This window comes from Klebsiella sp. K4, from assembly GCF_014596785.2.
Taxonomy (GTDB): Bacteria; Pseudomonadota; Gammaproteobacteria; order Enterobacterales; family Enterobacteriaceae; genus Klebsiella; species Klebsiella pneumoniae.
Map to the genome: position 1 here is coordinate 4,613,650 of NZ_CP115021.1, position 14,174 is coordinate 4,627,823.

Annotated in this window: 16 protein-coding genes and 1 pseudogene; 10 read left to right on the forward strand and 7 right to left on the reverse strand. The window is 58.0% G+C overall.

Features of this window, described 5'->3' with window-relative positions; genetic code table 11:
- The first annotated feature begins 29 nt into the window (after window positions 1-29).
- The 7 genes from IB144_RS22790 (at window position 30) to IB144_RS22820 (ending at window position 5,814) form a co-directional block, all read left to right on the forward strand.
- Window positions 30-692 (forward strand): LysE family translocator, encoded by a 663-nt coding sequence (locus tag IB144_RS22790; RefSeq protein ID WP_065888551.1) that lies wholly within the window; start codon window positions 30-32, stop codon window positions 690-692.
- Window positions 685-1,977, forward strand: coding sequence for a DUF445 domain-containing protein (locus tag IB144_RS22795; RefSeq protein ID WP_004146918.1), 1,293 nt, complete (start codon window positions 685-687; stop codon window positions 1,975-1,977). Before IB144_RS22790 ends, IB144_RS22795 begins: the two co-directional genes overlap by 8 nt.
- Before the next feature lie 53 nt (window positions 1,978-2,030).
- Window positions 2,031-3,272, forward strand: a complete 1,242-nt coding sequence (gene mdtM, locus IB144_RS22800; RefSeq protein ID WP_023284613.1) for a multidrug efflux MFS transporter MdtM — start codon at window positions 2,031-2,033, stop codon at window positions 3,270-3,272.
- A gap of 25 nt (window positions 3,273-3,297) precedes the next feature.
- A complete protein-coding gene (locus IB144_RS22805) occupies window positions 3,298-3,537 on the forward strand; it encodes a DUF2164 domain-containing protein (protein ID WP_002887416.1) in 240 nt (79 codons plus the stop codon).
- A gap of 97 nt (window positions 3,538-3,634) precedes the next feature.
- Entirely contained in the window at window positions 3,635-4,786 is a 1,152-nt protein-coding gene (locus IB144_RS22810) for a double-cubane-cluster-containing anaerobic reductase (RefSeq protein WP_002887414.1), read from the forward strand.
- A gap of 9 nt (window positions 4,787-4,795) precedes the next feature.
- A complete protein-coding gene (yjiL, locus tag IB144_RS22815) occupies window positions 4,796-5,563 on the forward strand; it encodes a putative 2-hydroxyacyl-CoA dehydratase activator YjiL (RefSeq protein WP_065888550.1) in 768 nt (255 codons plus the stop codon).
- On the forward strand, window positions 5,560-5,814 hold the full coding sequence (locus tag IB144_RS22820; protein WP_004177546.1) for a DUF3343 domain-containing protein: 255 nt from the start codon (window positions 5,560-5,562) through the stop codon (window positions 5,812-5,814). Before yjiL ends, IB144_RS22820 begins: the two co-directional genes overlap by 4 nt.
- Here the strand turns inward: IB144_RS22820 and IB144_RS22825 are convergent.
- From IB144_RS22825 to IB144_RS22840, 4 genes are all read right to left on the reverse strand, one after another.
- Window positions 5,811-6,875, reverse strand: a complete 1,065-nt coding sequence (locus IB144_RS22825) for a DUF2955 domain-containing protein (protein ID WP_002887411.1) — start codon at window positions 6,873-6,875, stop codon at window positions 5,811-5,813. The two genes, IB144_RS22820 and IB144_RS22825, sit on opposite strands and share 4 nt — an antisense overlap.
- A complete protein-coding gene (locus IB144_RS22830; RefSeq protein WP_002887394.1) occupies window positions 6,865-7,932 on the reverse strand; it encodes an HlyD family secretion protein in 1,068 nt (355 codons plus the stop codon). Before IB144_RS22830 ends, IB144_RS22825 begins: the two co-directional genes overlap by 11 nt.
- Before the next feature lie 6 nt (window positions 7,933-7,938).
- Complete coding sequence (locus IB144_RS22835; RefSeq protein WP_004177547.1) at window positions 7,939-8,403, reverse strand: MarR family transcriptional regulator; 465 nt, start codon at window positions 8,401-8,403, stop codon at window positions 7,939-7,941.
- Between the two features lie 164 nt (window positions 8,404-8,567).
- The gene (locus tag IB144_RS22840; protein ID WP_065888549.1) at window positions 8,568-8,732 is read right to left on the reverse strand and encodes a DUF1127 domain-containing protein; all 165 of its coding nucleotides are present in this window, start codon (window positions 8,730-8,732) and stop codon (window positions 8,568-8,570) included.
- A gap of 177 nt (window positions 8,733-8,909) precedes the next feature.
- Here IB144_RS22840 and IB144_RS22845 point away from each other — a divergent pair, with 177 nt between their 5' ends.
- A complete protein-coding gene (locus IB144_RS22845; RefSeq protein ID WP_002887384.1) occupies window positions 8,910-10,322 on the forward strand; it encodes a PLP-dependent aminotransferase family protein in 1,413 nt (470 codons plus the stop codon).
- 76 nt (window positions 10,323-10,398) lie between these two features.
- Here the strand turns inward: IB144_RS22845 and IB144_RS22850 are convergent, their stop codons facing one another.
- A complete protein-coding gene (locus IB144_RS22850; protein WP_023343058.1) occupies window positions 10,399-11,328 on the reverse strand; it encodes a 5'-nucleotidase in 930 nt (309 codons plus the stop codon).
- 227 nt (window positions 11,329-11,555) lie between these two features.
- Between IB144_RS22850 and IB144_RS22855 the strand changes: the two are divergent.
- Window positions 11,556-11,841, forward strand: a pseudogene (locus IB144_RS22855) (DEAD/DEAH box helicase); the annotation flags it as partial.
- Window positions 11,842-11,972: 131 nt separating this feature from the next.
- On the opposite strand, the gene fosA reads toward IB144_RS22855, so the two are convergent.
- On the reverse strand, window positions 11,973-12,392 hold the full coding sequence (gene fosA / locus IB144_RS22860; protein ID WP_016946163.1) for a FosA5 family fosfomycin resistance glutathione transferase: 420 nt from the start codon (window positions 12,390-12,392) through the stop codon (window positions 11,973-11,975).
- Window positions 12,386-13,294, reverse strand: a complete 909-nt coding sequence (locus tag IB144_RS22865) for a LysR family transcriptional regulator (RefSeq protein ID WP_065888548.1) — start codon at window positions 13,292-13,294, stop codon at window positions 12,386-12,388. The genes fosA and IB144_RS22865 overlap by 7 nt, the downstream gene beginning before the upstream one ends.
- An 86-nt stretch (window positions 13,295-13,380) precedes the next feature.
- On the opposite strand from IB144_RS22865, the gene IB144_RS22870 reads away from it, so the two are divergent.
- Window positions 13,381-14,163, forward strand: a complete 783-nt coding sequence (locus tag IB144_RS22870) for an NAD(P)H-dependent oxidoreductase (RefSeq protein WP_023288198.1) — start codon at window positions 13,381-13,383, stop codon at window positions 14,161-14,163.
- Window positions 14,164-14,174 lie beyond the last annotated feature (11 nt).

A 14,174-nucleotide genomic window follows, 5' to 3' on the forward strand; every position in this document is an offset into this window, starting at 1 on the left:
GTGGCCTCTGCACCATTATCGAGGCCACTATGCATACCTTATCGACGCTCTTTCCCGCCGTCTTCCCGGCGTTAGCCCTGTCCCACTTTGTCGCTCTGCTCAGTCCGGGCCCTGATTTTTTTCTGCTGATCGGCTACGCCGTGCGCTACCGGATCCGCGGCAGCATCGGATTGTGTCTCGGCATCGCCGCAGGCAATGCGCTGTATATTGTGCTCGCCATCGTCGGCTGGGGGCTTCTGCGCCAGGCGCCGCTGCTTTTTTTGCTCATCGAGCTGCTGGGCGCGGGCTATTTATTGTGGATTGGCAGCCTGCTGATACGCAGCCGTCCCGCAACGCTGGCGGTGGAGAGCGTTCGCGCAGCGCGTCCGGGGTTCGGCAGGCAGCTGCTGCTGGGGCTGGGGTCATCGCTGCTCAACCCCAAAAACGCCCTGTTTTATCTGGCGCTGATGACTTCCCTGCTCGGGCCGGCTGTGACCCTGCTTCAGCAAACGGTGAGCGGGCTGTGGATGGTCAGCGTGGTGTTCTTCTGGGATTTACTGCTGGTGAGCGCGATTGCGCTGCCGCAGATACAGCGCCGCCTGGGCGCCATCGTCTGGCGGGTCGAGCGGGCGGCGGGGGCGATCCTGATGCTCTTCGGCCTGTGGATTATCTGGCGATTTTTGCACGACCTCGCCGTCAGGCTATATGCTTAAGCATATGGAAAAACTCGCTGAACTGAAACGCGCCAAACTGCTGGCGCTGTCGCTGCTGCTGATTGCAGCCGCCATTTTTATCACTACCCTCGCGCTACCACCGTCGCCCTGGGTCGGTGCGCTAAAAGCTATTTCCGAAGCGGCGATGGTCGGGGCGCTGGCCGACTGGTTTGCGGTCGTGGCTCTGTTTCGCCGTATTCCGCTGCCCTTTGTCGCCCGCCATACGGCGATTATTCCGCGCAATAAAGACCGCATCGCCGACAACCTCGGCCGCTTTGTCGAGGAAAAGTTCCTTGATACCCCGTCGCTGGTCGCGCTGATCCGCCGCTATCAGCCAGCCCTGATGCTCGGCAACTGGTTCAGCCAGCCGGAGAACGCCCGACGGGTCGGCCAGCACCTGCTGCAGGTGATGAGCGGTTTTCTCGAACTGACCGATGACGCGCGCATTCAACGTCTGCTGCGACGCGCGGTGCATAAGGCTATCGATAAGGTCGACCTGACGCAGACCAGCGCCATGATGCTGGAGGGACTGACCCGCGACAATCGCCATCAAAAGCTGCTCGATTCGTTGATAAACCAACTGATCGCCCTGCTGCAGCGCGACAGCTCCCGCGCCTTTATCGCCCGCGGCATCGTACACTGGCTGGAGACCGAACACCCGCTGAAGGCCAAACTCCTACCCACCGAGTGGCTCGGCGAGCACAGCGCTGAGATGGTCACCGACGCGGTGAATACCCTGCTGGACGAGGTGACTCACGACCGTACGCATCAGATCCGTCAGACTTTTGACCGCGCCGTGCAAAAGCTTATCGATAACCTGAAATCCGACCCGGATATGGCGCAGAAGGCCGATAACATCAAAGCCTGGCTAAAAAATGATGAGACCTTTAACCACTATCTTGGCGAAGTATGGGGCGACCTGCGCGGCTGGGTAAAAAACGATATCAGCAGCGACGACTCACGTATTAAGCAGCGTATCGCCGAGGCGGGGCAGTGGTTCGGTGAAACCTTACTCCGCGACGACGCGCTGCGCGAATCGCTTAACGAACACCTGGAGCAGGCGGCGCACCGGGTGGCGCCGGAGTTCGCCGCCTTCCTCACCCGCCATATCAGCGACACAGTGAAGAGCTGGGACGCCCGCGATATGTCGCGGCAGATCGAGCTCAATATCGGTAAAGATCTGCAGTTCATCCGCATCAACGGTACCCTGGTGGGGGGAACCATCGGCCTGTTGTTGTGGCTGCTCTCGCAGATCCCCTCGCTGCTGCATCTGCATATTGGTTAGCAATGATACTATCCGAACAATAGCGCTGATAAATATTCCACAGGGAGGGCGAGATGATGCACAGGATTTCCCACTGGCTGAGCCGACACGCCGCCGCGCTGTTCTTCCCGGCGGCGTTAATTCTGTATGATTTTTCCGCTTATCTCACTACCGATCTGATCCAGCCGGGGATCCTGCACGTGGTGCGGGATTTCAATGCTGATGTGGCGCTGGCTCCGGCCTCGGTGAGCCTGTATATGGCCGGCGGCATGGCGCTACAGTGGCTGCTGGGGCCGCTCTCTGACCGGATAGGACGGCGTCCGGTGCTGCTCACCGGCGCGCTGATTTTCACCCTCGCATGCCTGGCGACCCTGTTCACCACCTCCATGACGCAGTTCCTGATTGCCCGCTTCGTGCAGGGCACCAGCATCTGCTTTATCGCCACCGTCGGCTACGTCACCGTACAGGAGGCCTTTGAGGAAAAAAGGTCGATCAGGCTGATGGCGGTGATCACCTCCGTCGTGCTGGTGGCGCCGATCGTCGGCCCGCTCTCCGGCGCGGCGCTGATGCATTTCATCCACTGGAAAGCCCTGTTCGGCATTATCGCCGCCATGGGGCTGGTAGCCTGGCTCGGCCTGCTGTTGACCATGCCGGAGACGGTGCGCCACGGCGATGTGCCGTTCAGCCCCCTGGGCGTGCTGCGCGATTTTCGCAACGTCTTTCGCAACCGCATCTTTTTACTCGGCGCCGCCACGCTGTCGCTGAGCTATATTCCGCTGATGAGCTGGGTGGCGGTATCGCCAGTGATTTTAATGGACGCCGGCGGACTGACCACCAGCGAGTTCGCCTGGAGCCAGGTGCCGGTCTTCAGCGCCGTTATCATCGCCAACCTGTCGGTGGCGCGCTGGGTAAAAGACCCTACCCGCCCGCGCTTTGTCCTCAGCGCGGTGCCGGTACAGATGCTCGGCCTGGCCATCCTGATCGTTGGCAATCTGGTATGGCCCCACGTCTGGCTGTGGTCGGTGCTCGGCACCTGCTTCTACGCCTTCGGCATCGGGCTGATTTTCCCGACGCTGTTTCGCTTTACCCTCTTTTCCAACGACCTGCCGAAAGGCACGGTCTCCGCCTCGCTGAATATCGTGATCCTCAGCGTCAGCGCGTTATCAATTGAAGGCGCGCGCTGGCTGTGGTTCCATGGCGGCAGACTCCCCTTCCACCTGTTGGCGGTGGCCGCCGGGATTGTCGCCGCCTGCTGCCTGGCCGGACTGTTACGCCACCAGCGCGGACAAGCGGTGATCGAAGCCCGGCAGTCGTGAGCCCTTTTACGGAGAAAGCCCCATCATGAATGACATTGAACTCAGCCAGGCGCAGCGCGACCTGCTGCGCGACAGGCTCAGCAAGTACTGCGCAGAGACCTTCGACCTCGAACTGGAGCAGTTTGACGCCGAATTTTTCGTCGACTTTATCGCCAAAGAGCTGGGGCCGCTGTTTTACAACGCCGGTATCGAAGAGGCCATCCGCACCCATCAGGCATGGAGCGAGCGTATCCAGGAAGAGATGGATTTGAAAAAGGTCTATTAACACCGCGTACAGACGCAGGAGATCAATAAAACCCTGCATACACCATGGCTATAATGGCGACTCTTTCAGCATCTCCCGTGTACGGGGAAGGAAAACCATGTCGCTTATCACCGATCTACCCGCCATTTTTGACCAGTTCTCAGAAGCTCGCCAGAAGGGCTTTCTCACCGTCATGGATCTTAAAGAGCAGAACGTACCGCTGGTGGGCACTTACTGCACCTTTATGCCCCAGGAGATCGCCATGGCGGCGGGCGCCGTTGTCGTCTCGCTGTGCTCAACCTCCGATGAAACCATCGAGGAAGCGGAAAAAGATCTCCCGCGCAACCTCTGCCCGCTTATCAAAAGCAGCTACGGCTTCGGCAAAACCGATAAATGTCCCTACTTCTATTTCTCTGACCTGGTGGTTGGGGAAACCACCTGCGACGGCAAAAAGAAAATGTATGAGTACATGGCCGAGTTCAAGGCGGTCCACGTCATGCAGTTGCCGAACAGCGCCAGCGATGCCGCCTCGCGCGCACTGTGGAAAACGGAGATCCTGCGTCTGCAGCAGGTGATTGAGGCCCGGTTTGGCACGCCGATTAGCGAGGCGGCGCTGCGCGAAGCCATCGTGTTGAAAAATCGCGAGCGCCGGGCGCTGGCCCACTTTTATCGTCTCGGGCAGCTCAATCCGCCGGCGCTCAGCGGCGGCGACATCCTGAAAGTGGTGTACGGCGCCACTTTTCGTTTCGACAAAACCGCCCTGATTGATGAACTGCATGCCATGGCGGAGCGCATCCATCAGGAGTGGCAGCAGGGTAAACGGCTGGAACCTCGTCCGCGGATCCTGATCACCGGCTGCCCGATCGGCGGCGCGGCGGAAAAAGTGGTCCGCGCCATCGAGGAAAACGGCGGCTGGGTGGTCGGCTATGAGAACTGCACCGGCGCGAAAGCGACCGAGCGCTGCGTGGCGGAAGAGGGTGACGTCTACGACGCCTTAACCGATAAATATCTCGCCATCGGCTGCTCCTGTATCTCCCCCAACGACCAGCGTCTGCAGCTGCTGAGCCAGATGGTGGAGGAGTATCAGGCCGACGGGGTGATCGACGTCATTTTGCAGGCCTGCCATACCTATGCCGTGGAATCGCTGGCGATTAAACGCCATCTGCGCCAACAGCACGATCTTCCTTACATGGCGATTGAAACCGACTATTCGACAGCGGACCTCGGCCAGCTCAGCACCCGCGTCGCCGCCTTTATCGAAATGCTTTAAGGAGCTGGCGTGAACTATACGGTTGGCATTGATTCCGGCTCCACCGCCACAAAAGGCATCCTGCTGGCGGACGGCGTCATCGTGCGCCGCTTCCTCTGCCCCACTCCCTTTCGCCCCGCCGACGCCATCCACGAGGCCTGGGAGACACTGCGCGCTGGCCTCACGGAGACGCCTTTTTTAACCCTCACCGGCTATGGCCGCCAGCTGGTGGATTTTGCCGATAAGCAGGTGACGGAGATCTCTTGTCACGGCCTCGGCGCCCGCCTGCTGGCGCCGGACACCCGCACGGTGATTGATATCGGCGGCCAGGACAGCAAAGTCATCCAGCTGGACGCCGGGGGCAACCTCAGCGACTTCCTGATGAATGACAAATGCGCCGCCGGCACCGGCCGCTTTCTGGAAGTCATTTCACGCACCCTCGGCGCCAGCGTCGAACAACTGGACGCCATTACCGACGGCGTGAAACCGCACGCCATTACCAGTATGTGCACGGTGTTTGCTGAATCGGAGGTCATTAGCCTGCGGTCGGCCGGTGTCGCGCCGGAGGCGATTCTGGCGGGGGTGATTAACGCCATGGCCCGGCGCAGCGCGAACTTTATCGGCCGCTTATCGGCGCAGGGGCCGCTGCTGTTTACCGGCGGCGTCAGCCACTGCGCCGCCTTTGCCCGGATGCTGGAAAGCCATGTCGGCATGGCGGTGACAACCCATCCCGACGCCCAGTTTGCCGGGGCGATCGGCGCGGCGCTGATCGGCCAGCGCCAGCGGAGGCGCGGATGACAACGTTTCTGTTTTTATTTCACTCCACGGTGGGGGTGGTGCGGATGCGCAAAGCCCTGCAGGCGGCGGGAGTGGCCTTCGAGGTCAAAGATATACCCCGCCAGCTGCGCAGCGGCTGCGGGCTGTGCATCCTGCTGGAGGGGACGGAAGCCGATGCGCGAGGCTGGATCGTCCCGGAACAGACGGCGGCGCTGTATCAGCAGAACGGGGAAGCATGGCGCTGTCTCGCCACCTTCCCACCTGCAGGTTAATCGCTCACCACAAAACGCGTCGCCGCGAAACAGTTCAGCAGGCGGTGCATGAGAAAAACCAGGGTCAGCGTCACCACCAGCGAGACCGTCACCGAGGTGATGCGGTACAGATCGCTGAACACCAGATCCTGATACGGATGCAAATTCTGGCCGAACATAATGCCGATGGTAGTGATGCTGGCGAAGCCCACCCCGGCGCCCACTTTCTCCATCACGTGGAGGCGGGCGCTGAAGGCCAGCCCGAGACCAATCAGCGGCATCATCAGGATCATGTGGTTGCTGAAATCATAGATAATCAGCTGCACCACCAGTATATAGAGACAGGCCAGCACCACCCCGACGACGCGCCAGATCGAGCTGATCACCGCCCCGCGATAGTGCATCGGGAACAGGATCAGGATCCCGGCCATCAGCGCCGACAGCGAGTCGCTGAGATCGCAGATCTGAAACACCACAAAGATGATCGTCGCTACCGTACCGGAGAGCAGCGACTCATGACGGATGCGGGCGGCGTCTTTCTCAATCCGCGGCGGCGGCTTGCGCGGTTCGACGTCCGGGATCAGGTAATGCAGCAGCGCGCTCAGCGCCACGGCCATCACGCAGGCTTCCATATTGGAGAACATCAGGGTGTGCCAGTTGCTGGTGGGATAGCTCATAAAGTTGAGCATCGTGCTCTGGCACACCACCCCCATCGATCCCAACAGGAACAGCGGTCCCTGGCTCATAAAGCGGAAACGCATCACGTACAGGGCAAACACCACCAGGGTCATGATCACCGGCCACTGCGACAAATAGCCGACAATTAGCACCATTTCGACACAGTTTACCGCCGCGCTAAATATAAACTGGCGGGCGACGTGCAGGTTGAACATCGGTACCAGCGACATCAGCATCAGCGGATAAACGACGAAAAATACGCCGTACTGTACGTCGTAGAAGGTGGAGATGCTGAGCGCAATGGTCCCGGCCACGGCGATACGCACCGTCTGGCGAAAATCATTCGCCGTGTAGACGATATTGCCGTGCGGGGTAAAGACATGCGCCAGGGTATTAATAGACATAGTGCAACCAGCTCACCAGGTGGATCTGCAGGCCGGCGAAGGTGCGGGCGAAAGGTCCCTCGCTATTGTACAGCTGCACCGTGGCGCGGGCGCCGGTCGGCAGCGGTTTGTCCAGCGGCTGATCCAGCGCGACGTGAATGCGCATCCGCTGGGCGTCGCGCACCCAGCGGGTGGACTGCTCGGGCTGCGACAGCTGGCCGTTCACCGCCTCCTGTCCCGCCAGAATCCCGGCGTCGCTGCTGGTCACGTGCGCCGGGAAGACTTGACCCGGCAGGGCGTCAAAGACCACCGCCGCATCGGTATTCACCGCGGTGTGGCGCAGGCTTTTTTCGCGGAAGTCGGCGACGATGTCAGTGTTGTTGTTAACCAGCGCCAGCACAGCCGTCGCCGCGGTGGCGTAGATCCCCGGGTTCAGCTGCAGGTTGCTGACCATGCCGTCAGTTTCCGCACGCACTTTGGTCCAGGCCAGGTTCAGCTGCGCCTCCTCCAGCGCGTTGCGGTATTTCTGCAGGGTGACGTTGCGCTTATCGTCGCGCTCGCCGCGCTGGATCAGCAGGTTCTGGATCTGCGCGTTCAGCGCCGAGACCGACTGCTCGCTGGTCTGCCAGGTGGTCCGCACCTTATCGAGGTCGGACTGCGAGACGTTCTGCATCGTACTCAAGCGCTGGTAGCGATCGAGGGTGACCTTATCGTTACGCGCGGTGTACTGCGCGGTGCGCAGGTTGGCGCGGGCGGCGGCGATTTGCGCGTCCAGCTGCTGGTTGCTCAGTTTCGCCTGCTCGAGGGCGATCTGCGCCGCTTCAACTTTATTAATGAATGGCGTTGGGTCGAGCTCATACAGCAGGTCGCCCTTTTTCACCTGGCTGTTGTTGTGCACGTAGACGTGCGAGACATAGCCGGAGACCCGCGACGAAACCGGGGTCACCACGCGCATGACGGTGGAGTCCGGCGTCAGCGGGATCCAGATATCGGCAACGATAAACCAGGCGAATATTCCCAGAAAAGCGGCAATACTCACCCGTACCCAGCGGGCAAATTTTTGTTCAGGCGTCATCATAGTGTGTTAGATCTTGTTATCTTCTTCGCGGATATTCCGCAAACGGCAGGCGATTTGATTTAACGTGGCGCTGAAGGTGGCGAGATCGGCCTCCGGGATGGTCTGGGTTACGCGCTCCTGATAGGTCTCGATCACGCAGCTCAGTTTTTCCAGAATAGCCCGCCCCTCAGCGGTCAGCGTCAGCAGGCGAATGCGTTTGTCATATGGCGATGTGGAACGCACCAGATAGCCCTGCTTTTCCAGTAATGAGAGGGTGCGCATTAGCGGCGGCAGTTCAATGCCCTGCACCTCCGCCAGTTCGCTGACCGAGACGTTGTCTCCCAGCTGATGCAGTTGCATCAGCACCGTCCAGCTGGACTGGGTGAGTCCGGTATCGGTGATAGCGGAGTCAATAATGGCGCGCCACTGGCGCACCACCATAGCCATCCGCATCCCCAGCGGGCGGCGGGCAAACAGTTCGTCTTCAGTCACGGGTCTTCCTCTCATTATTGAGAAGAAAATAATACTTATCAGGGTAAGTATCAAGAAACGGAAGCTCGTGCCGCATCAATTGATAAATTTCGTGAATGTATCCCGGCGGCACTTTGCGCTCACCGGGATAATGAAGAAGGTTTGCCTGTAAAAAACCGCACGTTTTAATTGTTCTGGTCCCGACGCAGGCCGATATCTTTCAGCTGTTCGTCGCTCATTCGCTGCAAAGCTCTGCGCGTTTGCTCCTGAAGCCACCATTTTTTGATAAACCGCACCAGCAGTACGAAACCGATAAATGGCTGTCTTGCCCTGTTCTCGTGAAATTCCATCCTCTACCTCCTCACCTTGCCAGAGGCTTTATCTTCACGGATTTGGGGGTAAGGAATACAGATTCACAAAACGCTTTTCTTTAACATACAGATTAGCTAAAACGTACACCAGAGCCCAATTTTTACGCCAATCTGTACTGGTTATTCCATCTGTATGGCGGCAATTAAGGATACAGCATGACCCGCTACCAACATCTCGCTACGCTGCTGGCCGAACGCATCGAACAGGGCCTGTATCGCCACGGCGAAAAGCTGCCGTCGGTGCGCAGCCTGAGCCAGGAGCACGGCGTCAGCATCAGCACCGTCCAGCAGGCCTATCAGCTGCTTGAGCAGCAGCAAATGATTGTGCCGCAGCCGCGATCGGGCTATTTCGTCGCCCCGCGCAAAGCCCAGCCGCCGGTGCCGCCGATGTCGCGTCCGGTCCAGCGCCCGGTGGAGATAACCCAGTGGGATCAGGTGCTGACCATGCTTGACGCCCGCTACGATAAATCGATCATCCCCTTCGGCGGCGGCTCGCCGGACGTGACGCAGCCAAGCCTGAAGCCCATCTGGCGTGAACTGAGCCGGGCTATCCAGCACAACCTCACTGAGGTGTTGAACTATGACGAACTGGCCGGGCGTCGCGAGCTACGGGAGCAGATCGCCCGCCTGATGCTCGACGGCGGATCGGTGGTAACTGCCGACGATCTGGTGCTCACCAGCGGCTGCCACAGCGCGCTGTCGCTGGCCCTGCTGTCGGTGTGCCAGCCAGGGGACATCATCGCCGTGGAATCCCCCTGCTATTACGGCACCATGCAGATGCTGCGCGGGCTGGGATTAAAGACGATTGAGATCCCCACCGATCCGGAAACCGGGATCAGCATCGAGGCCCTGGAGCTGGCGCTGGATCAGTGGCCGATCAAAGGGGTGATCCTCGTGCCAAACTGCAATAACCCGCTGGGCTTTATCATGCCGGACGCTCGCAAGCGCGCGGTGCTGAACCTTGCCCAACGCTACGATATCGTTATTTTCGAGGATGATATTTACGGCGAGCTGGCCACCGAATACCCGCGCCCGCGCACGATCCACTCCTGGGATATCGACGGCCGGGTGATGCTCTGCAGCTCCTTTACCAAAACCATCGCCCCCGGGCTGCGTATCGGCTGGATCGCCCCCGGGCGCTACTACGACAAGCTGCTACAGATGAAGTACGCCGCCAGCGGGACCAACGTCCCCTCCACTCAGCTGGCGGCCTGCAATTTTATTCGCGAAGGCCACTACCACCGCCACGTGCGGCGGATGCGGCAGATCTATCAGCGCAATATCGAGATCTACACCTGCTGGCTGCGGGAATTTTTCCCCTGCGGGATCTGCGTCACCCGGCCAAAAGGTGGTTTTATGCTGTGGGTGGAGCTCCCGGAGCAGGTGGATATGGTCTGCGTCGCCAAACAGCTGTGCCGGTTGAAGATCCAGGTCGCGCCGGGCTCGCTGTTTTCGGCAGCGGGCAAGTATCGCAACTGCGTCAGGATCAACTGCGCCCTGCCGCCGACCGAGAAACATAAAGCGGTGATGGTGAAACTGGGAGAAGCGGTGAAGGTGGCGATGGAGTGATTATTTTAACTAAAAGCAGCAAGTAATATATCATATATGCCCCAAAATATCGGGGCCTTATATTTTAATTACACCATTATCTTTTATTCGTCACACCAAATGGTATATGCACAGAAGGTAAAACAGATGCTGAAGGTTCAAGATGGAGACGTTGATCATCAAAGAACATATGTGGCTGCATAATTTCAAGGATTTTGTTCTTTTCTACCCCGCCCATAAAGAATGCTTCATTAACATTGATCCCCCACGCTCTCATCGTATTGATCATTCTCTTGTGTGAAGGCGCGTTTCTCGCCGTTACAATTGAAATGCGAAGAATACGTCTATACGCTGGATCTTCTCTCTCTAATTCCTCTTCCATCTTCTGAATATCAGATATACGTTGAAGAAAATCTTTCAATGGTCCGGGATTATGAGTCTCATTGACATGTTGAGCTTCATAATTATGAAAATCTGCAAGCACATGGCTTTTTTGGTATACAGCTTCCGCAGAATCATCTGCGATAACTCCATCAAAGTCGAATGCAATTCTGAGTTCATGATCCTGAACATCATCCTTAATATTCCCCTTAAGAATCTGACCTGCCGGATACCCAGCCATAACGGCCTGATTCACATCTTGAGAATTTGCGGAAAGAAATAGCTCAATATCCAATGCTGGTATATATTTATGGGGCGAACGGCCTTGCAGGAAAACAGCTCGTGTTATACCTAAATTATGGCTTTCGATTGAATTCATAACCCGCAAACCTGTATCGGGATCGTTTCTCGATAAAAGAATAACCTCAACAGGAGGGTTGCTTTTATTGATTTTATTCAAAGTTAACAGGCGCCTAATAAATGGGAATGCAACGCCTTTCCCTAATGGTACATCTTGATTTTCACGCTGAAATTTCCTGTACTCATCCTCACCTTTCGTTCGAAATATTTCATCTGATTCATCTAAATCAAAAAGCGCACTTGATGCTAAACCTATAACCAATCGAGACGATAAATCATAAGGCATACCCAGCCTCCGAATATAAAATTCATACTATTTATTATTACACACAGATATATATCAGCAAAGAATGTAAGCTATTCTTATTTCACTAATATAACGCTAAATGTCGTTAGATGTATAGTTCATCAAAATCAACATATATTCTGATCTGCATCGTCTAAAGCGGCTCGTATTAGCTATTTTTTATGTAGAATCAGAGTCATCCGGTTCTATCGAGAATACCCGGTGACTGGAACAACACGACGAAAACCTGCCAAGAGGTCATACTTCGGGACGGCAAAGCCATCGTGCGCGGTAAGATAGTGGAGCGGAGACCGGTAAAATCCGGGGGATATAGTGCTGTATCACAAGGCAGGCACTCCTCTGGTGGTTATTTAAGCCAACACCAATAAACATGAAATCGGCAAAGAATACGTAGTAGAGGTATGAGTACACACGTCTGCTGAACGTTCCTTTCGTCTGCGCCACCAACGGCGAAGGTTATATTTTTCACGATGCCACAGCGGCATTGGCGAGCTTCACGTAAAACATATTATGCACTGACGTCTACCAATACAAAATATGCCAGCCACAAGTAGATCCTGCCTCGTAGGAAAGGTAACACAGGAGATTTTCTTCCACAACGCCATAGCACCGAGAGCCCCCTGTCACTCATCAAAAAACACCATCCCCTTATACGGCTGTTCGCGGCAGGCGGCCAGACGCTGGGCGAGACTGCCGACGTGCAGCTCCAGCTTATGGCCATCGGGATCGAGGAAATAGTGCGAGGCACCTTCGCTACGGTTCAGCTTCCAGATCGCCACGCCGGCAGCCTCAAGGCGGGCGGCGAAGCTAGCAAAATCGGCTTCGCTAATACTAAACGCATAATGGGTGTAGTCGCTCTCTTCCGGCGGAGTAACGCGCCGCTGCGGATCCAGCGACAGGCACAGCCACAAATCGCCGCAGGAGAGATAAGCCCCGCTGTCCCAGCGGGCATGCAGCGTCATGCCCAGCAGCTGCTGATAAAACGCCACGCTCGGCGCCAGCTGGCTGACTGCCAGGGTCAGGTGATTCAGTCCACTCAGCATGTCTGTTCCTCCAGTGAATTCACAATGAACTGACGCAGCCATTGATGCGCCGGGTCGCGGTGCCAGCGCTCGTGCCACAGCATCAGCATCTCAAAGCCGGCGACCGCCAGCGGCGGCTCGACGACCACCAGCCCGCTCTGCCCGCGCACCAGCCGCTCCGGCAGGACCGCCACCAGATCGCTATTGCGCAGGGTCTCCAGCATAAACAGGAAATGTGGCACGGAAAGGACAACCCGCCGCATCAGTCCGAGGTTCGCCAGCGCGATATCGGTCGCCGCGCTGAAGCCGCCCCCGTCCGGGGAGACGATCACGTGCTCCAGCTGACAGAACGTTTCCAGGCTAAGCCCAGGCCGCAGCGCTGGATGTTCCGCCCGGCCAGCCAGCACGTAGCGTTCGCGAAACAGCAGGCGCTGATGCAGCCCCGGCGGCGCGCCCTCGCGGGTATGAAAGAAAAGATCTACTGTATCGCTGGCCGCCTGCTGCTCCAGCCGCGCCGGCTGCAGTTCGAACACCGCCAGCCGACTGCCGGGAGAGGCCTGGCGTAACCCAGCCAGCATCGGCAGGAGGATCGCCGAGGCCATATAGTCCGTCGCCGCCACCCGCCAGGTCTCCGCCGCCGTGGCCGGATCAAAAGGGCTGACCGGCGCCACCGCCTGCTCCAGCGCGGCTAACGCAGCGCGCAACGGCTGACGAAGCTCATCGGCGCGGGCGGTGGGCTGCATGCCGCGCGGGCCCGGTATCAGCAGCGGATCGACGAAAATCTCCCGCAGCCTGGCGAGCTGAATACTCACCGAGGGCTGCGACAGATTCAGCCGCTGCGCCGCCCGGGTAACGTTGTTTTCGCTAAGCAGCACATCCAGGCTGCGCAACAGATTGAGATCCAGACGCTGTAAATTAATCACGACTATACCGGAAATTTAAGTAATTAATTTCTACTATAGCGTCAGCTTTCCTACTCTGCAGCTCTCCATACGCCAGAGGTGATATTATGAAAGTACTGCTGATTTACGCCCATCCGGAACCGCGCTCGCTCAATGGCGCGCTGAAAAATTTCGCCATCCGCCATCTGCAGCAGGCCGGGCATGAAGTGCAGGTTTCCGATCTCTACGCTATGCGCTGGAAGGCCGGATATGACGCCGACGATAGCGGCGCCCCGCCGGTCGGCGAGTTCTGGCGGCCGACCCTCGATTCCAAACAGGCCTTTGCCCAGGGCACCCAAAGTGCGGATATCGTAGCCGAGCAGGAAAAGCTGCTGTGGGCCGATACGGTGATTTTCCAGTTCCCGCTATGGTGGTTCTCGATGCCCGCCATCATGAAGGGCTGGATCGACAGGGTGTACGCCTGGGGCTTTGCCTATGGCGTCGGCGAGCACAGCGACAGCCACTGGGGCGATCGCTACGGGGAAGGCACTTTCGTCGGCAAGCGGGCGATGCTGATCGTCACCGCCGGCGGCTGGGCGGAACACTATTCACCGCGCGGGATCAATGGCCCCATCGACGACATCCTGTTCCCCATTCAGCACGGTATGCTGTTCTATCCCGGCTTTGAGGTGCTTCCCCCGCTGGTGTTCTACCGCACGGATAAAACCGATGCCGGGCAGTTCGCCGATCAGTGCGCCGCCCTGGCCGAGCGGCTGGACACGCTGTGGCAAATCGAGCCCATTCCATTCCGCCGGCAGAATCATGGCGATTATCTGATCCCGTCGCTGACGCTGCGCCCGGAGCTGGCGCCGGGGCAAAGCGGCCTGGCGGTGCATTTGCGTAGCAAATAACTGGCTATCCC

What these genes read in the sequence shown, in the direction of transcription:
- IB144_RS22805 (WP_002887416.1), top strand. Translation starts at nt 3,298, where the DNA reads ATGAATGACATTGAACTCAGCCAGGCGCAGCGCGACCTGCTGCGCGAC.
- IB144_RS22825 (WP_002887411.1), bottom strand. Translation starts at nt 6,875, where the DNA reads ATGTCTATTAATACCCTGGCGCATGTCTTTACCCCGCACGGCAATATC.
- mdtM (WP_023284613.1), top strand. Translation starts at nt 2,031, where the DNA reads ATGATGCACAGGATTTCCCACTGGCTGAGCCGACACGCCGCCGCGCTG.
- IB144_RS22870 (WP_023288198.1), top strand. Translation starts at nt 13,381, where the DNA reads ATGAAAGTACTGCTGATTTACGCCCATCCGGAACCGCGCTCGCTCAAT.
- fosA (WP_016946163.1), bottom strand. Translation starts at nt 12,392, where the DNA reads ATGCTGAGTGGACTGAATCACCTGACCCTGGCAGTCAGCCAGCTGGCG.
- IB144_RS22845 (WP_002887384.1), top strand. Translation starts at nt 8,910, where the DNA reads ATGACCCGCTACCAACATCTCGCTACGCTGCTGGCCGAACGCATCGAA.
- IB144_RS22840 (WP_065888549.1), bottom strand. Translation starts at nt 8,732, where the DNA reads ATGGAATTTCACGAGAACAGGGCAAGACAGCCATTTATCGGTTTCGTA.
- IB144_RS22850 (WP_023343058.1), bottom strand. Translation starts at nt 11,328, where the DNA reads ATGCCTTATGATTTATCGTCTCGATTGGTTATAGGTTTAGCATCAAGT.
- IB144_RS22830 (WP_002887394.1), bottom strand. Translation starts at nt 7,932, where the DNA reads ATGATGACGCCTGAACAAAAATTTGCCCGCTGGGTACGGGTGAGTATT.
- IB144_RS22790 (WP_065888551.1), top strand. Translation starts at nt 30, where the DNA reads ATGCATACCTTATCGACGCTCTTTCCCGCCGTCTTCCCGGCGTTAGCC.
- IB144_RS22810 (WP_002887414.1), top strand. Translation starts at nt 3,635, where the DNA reads ATGTCGCTTATCACCGATCTACCCGCCATTTTTGACCAGTTCTCAGAA.
- IB144_RS22795 (WP_004146918.1), top strand. Translation starts at nt 685, where the DNA reads ATGCTTAAGCATATGGAAAAACTCGCTGAACTGAAACGCGCCAAACTG.
- IB144_RS22820 (WP_004177546.1), top strand. Translation starts at nt 5,560, where the DNA reads ATGACAACGTTTCTGTTTTTATTTCACTCCACGGTGGGGGTGGTGCGG.